This window comes from Terrisporobacter mayombei (genome assembly GCF_020748465.1).
GTDB classification, from domain to species: Bacteria; Bacillota; Clostridia; order Peptostreptococcales; family Peptostreptococcaceae; genus Terrisporobacter; species Terrisporobacter mayombei.
The window spans coordinates 1-458 of record NZ_JAHZMP010000214.1; the positions used below are offsets into that span (position 1 = coordinate 1).

Consider the following 458-nt stretch of genomic DNA (forward strand, 5'->3'; position numbering starts at 1 on the left):
ATAAAGCGTGGGGAGATATTGTGGTTTGACAGATAGTTGTCATAGTCATACCGCACGCCGGGCATTAATGACACATTACGCCAGCTAATGCGATCCGCCATATACAGCGTGTAGTTGTCAATTCCCAGGCGGCCTTTACCTTTATGGTAAATGGTATGGTTAGTTTTCTTTCCGGCAGCATTAATCACATAGGATTCAGACTGGTTATGGCGTTCAGTCCACGCATCGGAATAGATGTATTCCGCGCCGAAGTAGGGTTGATGCGAAACATTACCCACGGCGAATTTTTGCCAGTCCAGGCGTGTTTTGAAGGTGTAATTATCTACAGCCTGGGAAATGTGTCCTAATCCGCCACGGGTGCAACGCCCTGTAATATCACCATATGTACATGAAAGTTCGGTGTACCAGATGTCATGATCGTGACGGGTATAATCACTAATATGATCCCAACCAACGGT

General features: G+C 46.3%; 1 protein-coding gene. It reads right to left on the reverse strand.

Features of this window, described 5'->3' with window-relative positions:
- Positions 1-458, reverse strand: a 458-nt coding sequence (locus K0039_RS25275; RefSeq protein WP_228106881.1) for a TonB-dependent receptor, incomplete at both ends; no start/stop codon positions are given.